Below are 13,545 nucleotides of genomic sequence, written 5' to 3'. Positions count from 1 at the left end.
GACGACTCCGGGGCGACGACCGGTGGCGATGCCCGTCCATACGCTGCCGCCGTCACCACTTGCCGCGACCCGAGGGAGTCCCAGAATGTCCATGCACCTGCTCGCCGGCGCAGTCGCCCCGGCCGCGCACACTTCGCTCGCCGCCGGGGGCATCGGCGGCTCCGGGCGGGTCGGCGCCACTGTCTTCGCCGTGGTGGCCCTGGCCAGCGTGGCCGTCGGCGGACTGGCACTGAGCCGCTCCCGCCGCGGGGCGGGCGAGGGGCGCGTCCAGGCCCTGGTGGCTGCCGCGGCGGGAGTGGTCGGCCTGGTCCTGAGCGCGTGGCACCTGGCGCTGACCACCGAGGGCCTCGGCAGCGGCCAGGGCCGGGCCGGCGCGGTCGCCGGGGTGGCGCTGGGGCTGATCGGTGCGGTGCTGGGCGGGGTGGCGCTGGCCCGTTCCCGGCGCACCGCCTGAACCGGTCGCTGGCGTCGGCCCGGCGGCTCGGTCAGGAGGCGGTGAGCCAGCCGGGGACGGTGAGCCCCGACTCGTACGCGAGCACCACCAGCTGAGCCCGGTCCCGTACCCGCGTCTTGGTCATGATCCGGCTGACGTGCGTCTTCGCGGTGGCCGGGCTCAGCACCAGCCGGGCCGCGATCTCGTCGTTCGACAGGCCGGCGGCGACCAGGGCGAGCACCTCCCGCTCCCGCTCGGTGAGCGCGTTCAGCCGGGGGCCCGGGTCCGGATGTCGGGTCCGGGCGGCGAACTCGGCGATCAGCCGGCGGGTGACGGCCGGGGCGATCAACGCGTCGCCCCGCGCCACCACCCGCACGCCGTGGATCAGCTCCGCCGGCTCGGTGTCCTTGACCAGGAAGCCGCTCGCGCCGGCCCGCAACGCGCCGTAGACGTAGTCGTCCAGGTCGAACGTGGTCAGGATGATCACCCGGGCGGCGGTGCCGGCGACGATCTCCCGGGTGGCGGCGAGCCCGTCCAGCAGCGGCATCCGGATGTCCATGAGGACGACGTCCGGACGCAGTTCCCGCACCAGCCGTACCGCCGTGGCGCCGTCGGCGGCCTCGCCGATCACCTCGATGCCGTCCTCGCCGTCGAGGATGGAGCGGAAGCCGGCGCGTACCAGAGTCTGGTCGTCGGCGAGCAGCAACCGGATCATGTCGTCTCCCCCTGTGCCGCGCGTGGCGCCGGGATCGGCAGCAGGGCGGGCCGCAGCGGAAGGCGGGCCCGCACCAGGAACCCGCCGTCCGGACCCGGCCCGGTGGTGAGCGAGCCGCCCAGCGCCCGGGCCCGCTCGCCCATGCCGAGGATCCCGTTCCCGGGCGGGCCGGCGGGACCGGCGCCGTCGTCCGCCACCTCCACCAGCACCTCGTCGCCGTCCGGCACGACCCGGACCACCGCCGTGCTCGCGCCCGCGTGACGGCTCACGTTGGTGAGCGCCTCCTGGACGATCCGGTACGCGGACAGATCCACCTCCGGCGGCAGCGGCCCGGTCTCCGTCACCTCGGTACGCACCGTCAACCCGCGCCGCCCGGCCGTCGTGACCAGCTCGTCGAGGCGGTCGAGACCGGGGACGGGGTGGCTCGGCGTCGTACCCTCCTGCCGGAGCACGCCGAGCGCCGCCCGCAGCTCGCGCAACGTCTCCCGGCTCGTCTGCTTGATCACCGTGAGTGCCTCCGCCGACCGCTCCGGATCGGGCCGGTGCAACGCGGCGCTCGCCTGCACGCTGATCAGCGACAAGTGGTGGCCGAGCAGGTCGTGCAGCTCGCGGGCGATCCGTAGCCGCTCCTCGGTGGCCCGGTGGCGGGCCTCCTCCTCCTTACGCTGCTCGGCGGCGAGCACCCGGGCCTGCACCTCGGCGAGATAGGCCCGCCGGTTGCGGGTCACGCCGACGATGACCGCGACCAGCCAGCCGGCGTGCAGCAGCGTCGCGCCGTTCCCACTGACACCGGTCCGGGTGTAGCTGTCGGCCACGGCGAAGGAGACGACAGAGGCCAGGCCGAGCCCCACCGCGACCGCGAGGTGCCCCTCGTCGACGACCGTGTACAGCGCCACGACGAACACCAGCATGATCGGCCCAGGGCGGTGAAGCAGGGCGCCGTACGCGGCGACAGCGGCCAGCGCTGCCACACCCACCGCCACGGGGTGTCGCCGGCGCAGGTAGAGCGCGCCGGAGGAGGCCAGGACGACGAGCAGCGCCACGAACTCGGCGGTGGTGTCGATGCCCTCCGACTGCACCACCAGGCCGAGCAGGGCTACCAGGGCGACGGCAGGCACCAGTGCGGCTTTTGTCTTGAGGCCGTGCCGGTGCCAGCTCGACATTGCCGAAGCGTAGCGGTCCGGGGACGCAGCGGAGGGCCCCGAAGCGGCGTCGTGTGGTGCCGGAGTGCGGTCGGGAGGGTCGGTGCGCGACGCACGCCGGGCTGATCGGGTTCGGGTAACCTGTGCCGTGCGGGCCGCTAGCTCAATGGCAGAGCTGTGGACTTTTAATCCATAGGTTCAGGGTTCGAGTCCCTGGCGGCCCACTCAACAGCGCATCTGAGCTGCGGGAAGATGCCAATCGGGCACAACTGGCCGAACCCGGCAGCCGCATGCGGCTTGACGAGTGCGCGCAGACGATGCGGCAAGCGTCCAGTGCTGGCTGTCGCCAGGCTACCGATTCGCGCTCTCATACACCGATATCGGCAGATTGAGCCACCACCCAGCAGCGGTCCGGGCGGGTGGGGGGACGTCGATACGATCGCGGATACGTCGGAGAATAGTCATGTTTCGTGAGATGCCGAGGCCGTAGATCAGTGCGTCCAAAACAGATGCGCTTGTTCTGCCTCCACTACGGTGCCAGTGTCGAGCGTGCTGGTTGATGGCAGTTGTCCAGTAGTGGTCTGAACTACTGCCGCCGAGGTGTCCGAGCGTTGATGCTGCGGCGAGAACGAGTTGAGGCGGAAGGCCAGGCGCCAAGGTGAGCTGCTCAACGAGGGCGCGCTCCTTGTCGCTTCCGAGGATGCGCAGTGCTTCGATCAGTGTTCGAGCGACCCCTGTCTCACCGCCGCGGACCTGGTTGACTACTTCAATGGCCAGGCTGGCGGCCAGCGGTGCACGGTACGGCGTTCCGAAGGGCAGGAGCGCCGCGTTCAGCCGTACATCGAAGACAGGGCTGAACAGCATCTCCTCGATGAGGTCGGGCAGCAGCGTGTCGAGGAAGCGCGGAACATGACTCGCCATTCTTGCGACGGTCGAGTTGGCGATACCTTCAGCCAAGACGCGCTTCGGGCTTGACTCCGGCAACGACCCGCGTGCCGCGACGTCGTTGTGGAAGGCCGCTTCGCGCAGCCGCCGACGGAGATCGGATGGCAGGTCCGCCGGAATCCGCCGGATGAGTTCGGCAGCGAGCAGGCGTGCGTCTTCATAGTGGGTAGGGTTCGTGGCAAAGTCGTTGACGATTGGCACCAACTGCCGTACCTGGGGTTCGCTGAAGTGCCCAAACCGCAGCTTGCGTACGCAGGCAAGAAGAGCGCCGTACTGAGCCCGGCCGTTAGTGGGCTGGGCGAGTTGCTTGAGAACATGTGCGGCTGCGTCTGGATGCGGACTGGCATCGAGCACACTGACCGTCTCGATGAACACCTGGTTGGTGCGATCAGCCGCGAGGCTGCTGCACGCAGCGACCGCCGATTGCTGGCCGAGTGGGTGGCCGAGCAGGCGATTGAGGGCCTCGTAGCGCTGAGCCCAGGCCACGCCATGAGACACGATCATCTCGGCCAAAAGTCGCTCCGCGATATGCGCCCACCTGGATCGCGGCAACATCACCGGACCGGTGCCAGCGAGCAGAGCGGTCAACTCGTCCCACTGCGCCCCAGTCACCACGTCGTCGGACTGGACGGACTCCAGTAGTTCGGCTATCCGGTCGACGGCTGCTGACTCATCCCGGCGCGGCCGCTGCAGCATCGGCGCATCCCCGGGCGAGGCGGCGAAGTAACGGCTGATTGCATCGATCAGCACAGTCAGCTGATGTGCCGGCACCTGCAGTAGTTCCTCGTACCGCCGGACCGCCAGGTGGGGTACGCGGACCTTTGCCGTCTCCCAGCGGGAGATCCGATAGACGCTCGTGTGCTCCCGCCAGCAGCCGCCTTGAAAGTCCGCGGCAAATCCCGCCTCTCGCTGCCAGCGCGCTTCTGGGCCGTAGAGGCGGTTGACCCGAAGCAACCAACCGACCCGGTGCTGAAACGTGCCCTGCGGCGTACGCCGCGGCGAACGGTACGGACGGCCGCGACCACCGGCCGAGCCACTCAGAGCACCCACTGACCATTTATTGCACTAGCCAGCTCGACGTGCAAGCGGCCGAACGACCCCAGAGAATTGCCCGATCATTGAACCTAGTCGTCGGCGGGCTAGAGAACCGACCATTGATGCCCGCCTTAGCAGCCAGGGAGGCCAGCCATGAGAGACACTCTGCTCCTACGGTGGGTTACGCGCGCCATCGCAACCACAAGCATCCTGGCAGGGGCGGCCATCGTCGCACCCGGGCCTGCGCAGGCCGCTACTGGCTACGTGTATCTCGTCACCCCGAGATGGTGGGGGTGGTGTCCCGGCAACGGCAACTATGTGACGGGCGTGAACTATGCCGTCTCGAACGTCAGCAGCGGCGGAGACAGTGGAGACGACATCGTCTACGCCAAGGTCAACCTGAACCAGGCGCAGGATGTCGTGATGGGAGTCCAGTGCGCCAAGAACACCCCTCAGGGATCGAGCGCGTCGATTACACCCACACGAAGTGGCCAGACGTTCTACATGGGTTTCCCAACAGGTTCGTGGACCGCCGGATGATGCCAGGCCGCAATTACTGCCGCGGCCAGGGTTCCGCATGGCGCGATTCCCCGCTCCGGTGTTCCCGGGTGCGGGGACCGTGACCACACGCTCTTACCACCTTGCTCATGAGCATTACGGACCAGAGTTGCCTGGATGATCCACTTCGAGCAGTACATGATCTCGCGCGCACAAGGCGCTCATCCATCTTGAGCGACGGGTGCATGCCCTTGCCACCGGCCGGCGTGCTGCACCGTCGCCTCCTCGGCTGGACCAGAGAGGACCGGTGAAGAGCATCAACGATGTCGTCAAGGGCATGACGGGGATTGCCACTGACCGATTGCCGACTGCGACGCCGCTCAGTGCGTCGGTCAGTCGGCAGGGTCCGGATGGGTGGCCTCTTCCGCTGCGGCCAGCATCTCGTTGATCCGCCGGAGCCGCTCCTTCAGATCAGCCGTCACCGCGTCCGGATCCGCACCCGCTCGGACGGCCGCCGCGCCCGCCTCGCGCAGCTCCGACGTGAGATATTCGCGCAGCTCGGCGGAGGTCGGATCCTCGTCCATGGTTGCGCTCCTGTCGGCCGTAGAGTCGAGCCCACCGCCAGCATGCCCGCAATCAGCGGCCACCGGCAGGCCGTTTCCGATCAAGACAGGGTCATGCTTTCGGACTACGACGTTCATCCGGATCTATCGTCCTGTCGACCCTCCGTTGTGGACCAATCGGGGATAACCCGACCTCTGAGCCGCGCATCGCCTCGACTGACCGTCGACTGAAACGATTCATCTCGCCGTTCACCGTGCGCAATTCCCTGGTCCAAGGTGAGTCACCTTCGTTGGTCCACTATGAGGAGGGTGCGGTGCTCGGATCGCCCCACACCGACGGCGTCGACGAGGTCCGGGATCTGGCGCGCCAGGGTTTGCTGGCTACCACGATCGCGGGCGCCTCTGGTCCGCGCCGTTCGCGGCTCACCGGTGCGACGTACTCCATCGCCTGGCCGGTCGTGTATCAGCGACTCACCCGCAAGATCGAGATGCGCCGGGGTCATGTCAGCTGCGCCGCCTCGGTGCGACACCTGGCGGCCGAATGCCTGGACCGGTTCGAGAACGACGTCGAGGCTGTGGTCGACGACGTGGCCCGCAAAGCGAGCGCACGGATCGAGAACCTGGAGGGCTGGATCGCCAGCCGTCTGATCCCGGCCACTGTCGATGCCCACCGGCGACGACGTGGTGAGCACGGGGCGTTGCAGCGTCCCCGCGTGCCGGCCTGGCTGGCCGACGAACTGGGCCGTGAGCCGTGGCTGCTCGATCTGGCTACCCAGATCCTGCTGTGGGCGGGTACGCCGGCCACCGCCGGCTACGAGCTGTGGCCCACCGAGAGCTGGGTGGTACGACGCTGCGAGCGGCACGGTGGCTGGTCGACGTACGGCGAGACGGACCTGCAGGCCGACATCCGCACCGTCCTGCACGCCATGAGCAGTCGTCCGCAATGGTACGAGCAGTACGTCGAAGGGCCGCTCGGCCACAAGCAGGCTCCGGTCGCCTCGTCGGCGCTCCTCGACGACCGGGGCGACGTCCCGGTCGACGCCGAGGCCGAGAACGAGCGGTTACTCACCGCGCTGGCTCACGGGGCCGTCCAACTCATCCGGGTCCGCCTCGCCCGGGGCGAGGCTGCGCCGACAGTGGTGGCCGAGGTGCTCGACACGGTCTTCGGCGCGGACGCGGGTGGAGGTCACCTCGGGCGCGCGTACGACGACCGCCTGGAGCGGGTGCTGCGTGACAGCAGCGAACTGGACCGGATCGTCGCCACGGTGCTGGATATCATCGAGATCGGGCGCGGTCGATAGCTTCGACGAAGGACGGTGAACGTGCCCGAGGAGCCGGTGTTCGTCGGCCGCGACCACGAGCTGAACACATTGCGGCGCCGCCTGTCCGAGGCGGGGCAGGGCACGGCCCGTACGGTACTGATCGGTGGAGAGCCGGGAGTCGGCAAGAGCCGGCTCGTGGCCGCGTTCGCACGCGAGGCACGGGAATCCGGCGCCCACGTGTTGTCCGGCGCGTGTGAGGAGCACTTCGGCGACCCGATGCCGTACGCCCCGCTGCTCGAAGCGTTGGAGACGTTCGGCCGGGAGCACGGCGACCAGGAGGCTGCGGAACTCGGCGGCCCGGCGTACCGGAAGTTGACCGCCTTCTTCGATCTCGAGGGCGACGCCATGCACACGCCCCAGCAGGTCTTCCTGGCGGTCCGCCGGATGCTCGATCACATCGGGGCAGAGCACCCGGTCGTGCTGATCATGGAGGATCTGCACTGGGCCGACCCTTCGACGCTCGACCTGGTGCGGCATCTGGCCCAGGCGCCCCCGGACGGCCGCCGGCTTCTCTTCGTGTGCAGTTACCGCGCCAACCCCCGGCGCGGCGACTCACTGTGGCAACTGCTGGCCGGCACGACGTTCCTCCGCCGCACCGAACGCTTCGAACTTCCGGCCTTCACGCTCGAGGAGATGCGCTGTCTCGTCGCGGCGGGCAGCTCCGGGCGGGTCGATTCACGACTCGTGGAGCGCTGCCTGCGCTGGTCCGACGGCATCCCGTTCTACGCCGAGCAGTTGGTGGCCGCCGGCGCCCTCGCCGGTCGGGACGAAGACGTCCAGCTGCCACCGGACATCCGCTCGGTGATGCTCGCCCGCCTGGGTGGTCTGAGCGAGGAAGCTCTCAAGGTGCTACGGGTCGCGGCTGTGGCCGGGCGGGCGATGAGCCGGCGGCTGTTGCGGACGGTGAGCGGCTTACCGGCCGAGACGTTGCGGGACGCGTTGCAGGAGTGCTTCGACCAGCAGATGCTCGTTGCCGGCCAGGAGGACAGCTACAGCTTCCGGCACGCCTTGCTGCGCGAGGTGGTCTACCAGGAGACGGTCCGGGACACTCAGGTGGATCTGCACACCGCGATGGCCGAGGCGTTGGCAGCCGACCCCTGGTTGTCACTGATCGACGGCTCGGCCGTAGCCGAGCAGGCCAGCCACTGGTATCAGGCGGGCGCCTGGCCGCAGGCGCTCACGTACGCCGTGCAGGCCGGCCGGGCAGCAGCCCGGACGTTGGCGTTCTCCTCGGCCGAGGTGCAGTTCGACCGAGCCCTGCGGTTGTGGCACCGCGTCGCCGATCCGCAGGCCCGAGCCGGTGTGACCCGCTCGCAGCTACTCGCCGAGGCGGCCGAGGCGGCCCGCTGGTCCGGACGGGTCGACCAGGCCCTGGAACTCGTCGAGGAGGCCATCGACGCACCCGACAACGACGGCGACCCCGATCGGCTCGGCGAGATGCACGAGCGACGCGCCACCTACCTGTGGGAAGCCGGCCGGCGGGCCGAGTCCGGTGAGGTGTTCCGCGAGGCGGCCACGTTGCTGGCCCACAGCCGCCCCTCGGCCGTGAAGGCTCGGGTTCTGGCCGGGATCGCGCTCGCCCACCTGCAGGCCGGGCACTACCAGGAGGGCCGCAGGACCGCGGACAAGGCGTTGACCATGGCGACCACGGTCGAGGATGAGGCCGTCCGAGGGCGGGCCCTCAACATCTCCGGCCTGGCCCTCGGCATGCTCGGCGATCCGGAGGGCGAGGTGCGGCTGCGCCGGTCCATCGAGATCGCCAGGTCGGCCAACCATATCGAGGATCTCTTCCGGGCCTACGGAAACCTGGGTCTGGTCCTGGAGCACGCCGGGCGCCTGCGGGAATCCGCCGAGGTGACGATGGCGGCGTTGGACGAGGCCCGTCGGTTCGACCTGGCCGGTACGCGGCAGGGAACGGTGCTGGCCAACAATTCGAGCGCCGCGCTCGTGCTGCTGGGTGAGTGGGACGACGCCGAAAAGATCATCACCGAGGTGACCCTGGACCGGCTGCCGGCCGAAAGCCTCTATCCGCGTCTCACGCTCGCCGAGATCAAGGTGGCGCGTGGCGATCTCCACCAGGCGCGCGAGTTGCTCACCTCGATCGAGAACGTGGAGCACGGCGAGGACCCTCGGTTCCTGGGCCCGTTGCACGGAGTCCGAGCGGAGTTGGCACTCGCCGAGAACGATCTCGCGCGGGCGGCGGACGAGGTGCTCCGGGGCGTGGCGGCGGTGCGTGGAGGTGAGAACGCGCTCGAGCTGCTGCGCCTCTGCGCGGTGGGGATGCGCTGCGCGGCCGACCGTGCGACGGTCGATCCGCACGGCGCAGCGGCCGACGGCGACCGGATCGCCCTTCTCGCGTCGGATGCTCGCCGACAGCCGGCGAAAGACGAGATCGACCAACTCGTGTTGCTCTGCAAGGCCGAACGGCTGCGTATCCGAGGCGCGGACACCGCCACCGGCTGGAAGCGGGTCGCGCACGGCTGGGCGAGACTCGACCGGCCCTACCCGGCCGCCTATGCCCACTGGCGGCAGGCCCTGGCGCTCGCGGCCGCCGATCCGAAGGCAGCCCGCGAACCGGCGCGCAACGCCTACCAGGTGGCGAAGACTCTCGGCGCCGTGCCCCTGCGCGACCGGGTGCGGCAACTCGCCGCGAGGATCGGCCTCGACCTCGCCGACCGCCCGGCGCCGGCCCGGCGCCCCTTCGACCTCACCCCGGCGGAACTGGACACCCTTCGCCTTCGCTACGAAGGTAAGGACCCGGTGGGTATCGCAAACGCCCGCGGCGTGGCGAAGCGGACCGTGGACAAGCAGCTCGAACGGGTGTACGCGAAGCTCGGCGTGCACAGCGCCGTGGAGGCGATCGCCCTCGCCCGTCGCGAAGGGCTCTTCGACTGACCACACGCCCGCCTGTCCGTCAGTGACGGGCATGACGCGAAAAGCTCTGTTGATCGGTGCGCAGACCCACGGCCTGGCCGGCGTACTCAACGACGTCGACGCGATGGAGCAGGCGTTGACACCGCGCGGTTTCGACGTCCAGCGGCTGGTCACTCCGTACGCTACCCGGGCCGGGATTCGCGACGCCTACGAGAAGCTGACCGCCGACGCCGGCACGGACGACGCAGTCGTCGTCTACTACAGCGGCCACGGTGGTCGCCTACGGTCACCCGACGGTCGCGACCTGCAGTTCATCGTGCCGGACGACTACGCGGACTCGGACGAGGACGACTTCCGCGGTATCACCGACGTCGAACTCTCAGTCCTGCTCGCCGGGCTCACCGACCGCACCCACAACGTCACCGTGATCTTCGACTGCTGCCACGCCGCGCACATGTCCCGGCAGCCCGAACGGCGGGTGAAGGCGCTGCTGCGGGACGCGCGGGCGCGGTGGCGACCGACGTACGAGAGCGTGGAACGGCAGGTACAGAGGCTGGTCGCCGAAGGCCTTCCGATCGACCGACGACCATTGATCGGCAATCCGCACGCGGTGCGAGTGGTGGCGTGTTCGCCGTCCGGCTCGTCCTGGGAGAGCGTCAACCGGGACGGCGTCGAGATGGGCCTGCTCACCGATGCGCTGTCTCGCGCGCTGCGGGAGACGGACGGGCTGCGGATCAGCTGGGCCGCGTTGGTGGACGCGGTCCGTCGTGAGGTGCAGACGTTCGTGGCCGCGCAGCGACCCGAGGTCGAGGGCCCGTCCGGGCGCCAGCTGTTCGAGACGACCGAAGCGGACGCGCTGGACGCGCTACCCGTCGCGGTCGACGGCCCGGACCGGATCCGGCTGCTCGGCGCGCCGCTGCTCGGTGTCCGGACGGGCGACGAGTTCGCGATCATGCGTGGAGACGCGACCAGCTCGCAGGACGGGCCGGCGATGGGCACGGCGGTGGTCACCCACCTGCTGCCCGCAGCCGCCGCCGCGCGGTTGCGACTCACGGCACCGGGGCAGGCCGTGCCGTCCGACGCTCGCGCGTACCGCACCAGCGCTGCGCCGCCCGCGCTGGCGGTGCGGCTGCCGTCGGACCATCCGGTGACGGCGGAACTCGCCGAGAGCATCGTCCTGCACCCGATGCTACGACTGGCCGCGCAGGACGTGGAGACCAGCGGCGAGGTCACCGTCGAGGTCACCGTCGACGAGCAGGGCCGCCTCGCGGTGCGGGACGAGGCAGGGCCGCTGCACCTGCCGTACCGGCCGAGCCCAGCCGGCGTCGGTGCCGTCGTCGCCAACCTCCGACGGATCGCCCAGGCCACGGCATTGCGGCGGCTGAGCGGCGATCCGAGCCGACCACTACGGCAGTCGGTACGCACCGAGTGGGGCCGCGTGCGCGACGGCCGGGAGACGCCACTCGCACCCTCCGGGGAACTCCTGTTCGCGCAGGCCGACGAGCGGATCTTCTTCCGGGTGACGAACGAGGGCGACCTCGATGTGTTCGTCTCACTCGTCGACATCGGCGTCTCGTACCGGATCGCGCTGCTCACGCACTCCGACCCGAGTGGCGTCCGACTCGAGCCCGGTGCCTCCTACACGTACGGCTGGAACGAGGACCGTAACGAGCTGACCGGCGTCGCCGTCAGCTGGCCGGACGGTATCGACATGTCGGCGACTCGGCCCGAGACCGTACTGGTCCTGGTCAGTGACGGTCCGGTCGACGTGTCCAGCCTGCAGCGGCCGGGCGTACGGGGAGACGGCCGACGGGCGACTGGATCCGGGCTGACCCACCTGCTCGCACAGATCGCCACCGGCGCCACTCGTGAAGTCGGTCCCGAGCCCGCCGGCCAGGTCCGCTACGCCGTGCAACCGATCGATTTCATGCTCAGTCCGACGCCACCTCCCACGGCGGAACGAGCCGTTTTCCTGGTCGACGAGCGGCCCGCGCAGCCGATCCGGCTGCTGTCGCCACGCGGCACGGCGCCGGGAAAGCTCGCCGTCCGCATCGCCGAGCTCGTGGTCCACCGCAATCGGGCGTTGGGCAGCGCGGACATCCGGGTGGACGCGGTGGTGCTCACCGGCGGGTCCGGCGGGCAGCCGATCTATCGCGCGGAGACCATGCGGTTCAGCAACGTACGCGACGGTGACCGCCTACCCCTGGACGACGTGCTCATCTATCACGGGCCGGCCGAGGACTTTCTGGACATCGCGGTGTGGGTCTCCCGGGACACCACAGGCAGCCTGGCGCTCAGCGCGCTACTCGAGAAGAAGCTCACCGACCCGGTGGTGCACGGGGCCGTCGCCGAGGTCGCCGGACTGGCCATGACCGCGCCACACGCCGCCGTCGCGGTCGCCCTCATGGGCGCCGGCGCGGTCCTGGTCAACACGGCCTACGAGCTGCTCACCGGTGTGGTGGGACAGAGCGTCGGGCTCTACCGCACGTCCCTGCTGGCACAGGAGCAGTTCGGGATCGGCCGCCACGTGCGGCACCCACAAGACTTCTCGTTCACGTTCTGCGTGGACGAGGTGGCCTGATCCGTCCCACTCACCATCACGACAAGGAGTACGAGCATGACCAAGAAGCTCATCATCGGCCCGGCCGAGTGGTTCATCGCCGACGCTGACGCATCCGGTGTGGTCCGGCTGGTCCGGGAGGCGATGACCAACCGCACCACCGTCGAGTTGGGGCTGTACGACGGCGCCGGCCGGGCGGTCACCGTCTTCCTCAACGGGGCGACCGCCGCCAGCGTGGTGCTCGCCCTCGACCCGACTCCGCGTCCGCCGAGCGAGATGTCCTGATCGATCGGGGAAGGTACGTGGCCCGTACGTATGCGACGGGCCACGTACGCATTTCCCGGTATCTCCACCGCCACGCCTCGCCCGACCGCGACCCCGTCAAGACGATCGATGCAAACGTCGAGGTACGGAGGAGTTCGCCGTGGTCAATCCCGAAAAGCAACCCGCCACGACGGATGTCGTCCGTGAGCTTGCCCGGCAGGGCGCGCTCGCACGGCATTTCGCGGCATCGGCCGAAGCGGAGCGCCGGCGGCTCCGCGCCGCCGCCGCCGAGCTCGCCTGGCCGCTGATCTTCCTGCGCGTGACCAGGCGGGTGGAGCGTGGGCGTGGGCACCACATCTGCGCCATGGGTGTGCAGCGGCTCTCGCCCGACTGCCTCGACCGCTTCCATGACGACGTCGAGGCGGTTCTCGACGACCTGTTCGCACATGCCGACGTGCCGATCGACAACCTCGAGGGCTGGCTGACCATGCGGATGCGCAGGGCGACAGTGGACGGCTACCGCCGTCGACGTGGTGAACGGGGCGCACCGCAGCGACCGCGCGTGCCGAAGTGGCTGGCCGAGGCGGTGGACCGGGACCCCTGGTTGTCGGACCTGGCCGTGGCGATCCTCGACTGGGTCGGTACCGAGGCCACCGCGGGCTCCTCGTTGTGGCCCCTCTCCGCCTGGACTGCGCGGCGCGCCGCACGCACCGGTGACCACAGCGTCGGAGAGTCGCAGGTCGCCGACGAGATCGAGGTCGTGCTGGCCGCGATGCGGCAGCGCCCGACCTGGTACGAGCGGAACGTGGATGGGCCGCTCGGCCGCAAGCGGGCGCCGGTGCACCTCCCACGGCGTGAATCGTCCGGCGAGTACGCCGAGCCTGAGCCGCTCGCCCTGGTCGAGCGGCACGAGAAGGACGACGCCCTGATGCTCGAGCTCGCCGCTCGGGCGATCGCACTGATGGAGAGCCGGCGGGACGCCGGCGAGGACTTGCGTGTGCTCGTCACGGAGGTCCTGGGCACGGTGTTCGGCGCGCTGCCGGCGGCCCACGGTCTGGACCGGGCTCCCGGCGACGACCCGATGGGTGCGGAGCAGGTCGGCGCCCTGATCGGCGATCCGGATCGTCTCGATCACGTCATCGAGACGGTGCTCGAGCTGTTCGACCGCCCGGATCGTCCGTCAGATCTCTAGAA

General features: G+C 69.8%; 11 protein-coding genes and 1 tRNA gene. 8 read left to right on the top strand and 4 right to left on the bottom strand.

Going from position 1 to position 13,545, the window contains the following annotated elements:
• Window positions 1-85: 85 nt before the first annotated feature.
• Window positions 86-454: a DUF6223 family protein gene (locus tag O7611_RS29950; RefSeq protein WP_194802108.1), complete on the top strand. Its 369-nt coding sequence runs from the start codon at window positions 86-88 to the stop codon at window positions 452-454.
• A 31-nt stretch (window positions 455-485) separates the two neighbouring features.
• Here O7611_RS29950 and O7611_RS29945 read toward each other — a convergent pair whose 3' ends face one another.
• Both O7611_RS29945 and O7611_RS29940 read right to left on the bottom strand, forming a co-directional pair.
• Complete coding sequence (locus O7611_RS29945; RefSeq protein ID WP_194802109.1) at window positions 486-1,148, bottom strand: response regulator; 663 nt, start codon at window positions 1,146-1,148, stop codon at window positions 486-488.
• On the bottom strand, window positions 1,145-2,311 hold the full coding sequence (locus O7611_RS29940) for a sensor histidine kinase (protein WP_194802110.1): 1,167 nt from the start codon (window positions 2,309-2,311) through the stop codon (window positions 1,145-1,147). Before O7611_RS29940 ends, O7611_RS29945 begins: the two co-directional genes overlap by 4 nt.
• A gap of 131 nt (window positions 2,312-2,442) precedes the next feature.
• Between O7611_RS29940 and O7611_RS29935 the strand changes: the two genes are divergently transcribed.
• Window positions 2,443-2,514: transfer RNA gene (locus tag O7611_RS29935), tRNA-Lys, on the top strand.
• Window positions 2,515-2,641: 127 nt separating this feature from the next.
• On the opposite strand, the gene O7611_RS29930 is transcribed toward O7611_RS29935, so the two are convergent.
• Complete coding sequence (locus O7611_RS29930; protein WP_194802131.1) at window positions 2,642-4,285, bottom strand: hypothetical protein; 1,644 nt, start codon at window positions 4,283-4,285, stop codon at window positions 2,642-2,644.
• Window positions 4,286-4,423: 138 nt separating this feature from the next.
• Between O7611_RS29930 and O7611_RS29925 the strand changes: the two genes are divergently transcribed.
• Window positions 4,424-4,810: a hypothetical protein gene (locus O7611_RS29925; RefSeq protein ID WP_194802132.1), complete on the top strand. Its 387-nt coding sequence runs from the start codon at window positions 4,424-4,426 to the stop codon at window positions 4,808-4,810.
• A gap of 350 nt (window positions 4,811-5,160) precedes the next feature.
• On the opposite strand, the gene O7611_RS29920 is transcribed toward O7611_RS29925, so the two are convergent.
• Window positions 5,161-5,352, bottom strand: a complete 192-nt coding sequence (locus O7611_RS29920) for a hypothetical protein (protein ID WP_194802133.1) — start codon at window positions 5,350-5,352, stop codon at window positions 5,161-5,163.
• A 293-nt stretch (window positions 5,353-5,645) separates the two neighbouring features.
• On the opposite strand from O7611_RS29920, the gene O7611_RS29915 reads away from it, so the two are divergent.
• The 5 genes from O7611_RS29915 (at window position 5,646) to O7611_RS29895 (ending at window position 13,543) form a co-directional block, all read left to right on the top strand.
• The gene (locus O7611_RS29915) at window positions 5,646-6,632 is read left to right on the top strand and encodes a hypothetical protein (RefSeq protein ID WP_194802134.1); all 987 of its coding nucleotides are present in this window, start codon (window positions 5,646-5,648) and stop codon (window positions 6,630-6,632) included.
• A 21-nt stretch (window positions 6,633-6,653) separates the two neighbouring features.
• A complete protein-coding gene (locus O7611_RS29910) occupies window positions 6,654-9,548 on the top strand; it encodes a helix-turn-helix transcriptional regulator (protein ID WP_269697982.1) in 2,895 nt (964 codons plus the stop codon).
• Between the two features lie 31 nt (window positions 9,549-9,579).
• The gene (locus O7611_RS29905; protein WP_194802136.1) at window positions 9,580-12,108 is read left to right on the top strand and encodes a caspase family protein; all 2,529 of its coding nucleotides are present in this window, start codon (window positions 9,580-9,582) and stop codon (window positions 12,106-12,108) included.
• A gap of 36 nt (window positions 12,109-12,144) precedes the next feature.
• Window positions 12,145-12,372 carry a hypothetical protein gene (locus O7611_RS29900; RefSeq protein ID WP_194802137.1) on the top strand — a complete coding sequence of 76 codons (228 nt, stop codon included), beginning with the start codon at window positions 12,145-12,147 and terminating at the stop codon, window positions 12,370-12,372.
• Window positions 12,373-12,511: 139 nt separating this feature from the next.
• Window positions 12,512-13,543: a hypothetical protein gene (locus O7611_RS29895; RefSeq protein WP_269697980.1), complete on the top strand. Its 1,032-nt coding sequence runs from the start codon at window positions 12,512-12,514 to the stop codon at window positions 13,541-13,543.
• Window positions 13,544-13,545: the final 2 nt, after the last annotated feature.

The organism is Micromonospora sp. WMMC273, from assembly GCF_027460285.1.
GTDB lineage: Bacteria > Actinomycetota > Actinomycetes > Mycobacteriales > Micromonosporaceae > Micromonospora > Micromonospora aurantiaca.
The sequence above is the reverse complement of the archived record's forward strand: the minus strand, read 5'-3'. Positions and strand labels throughout refer to the sequence as shown.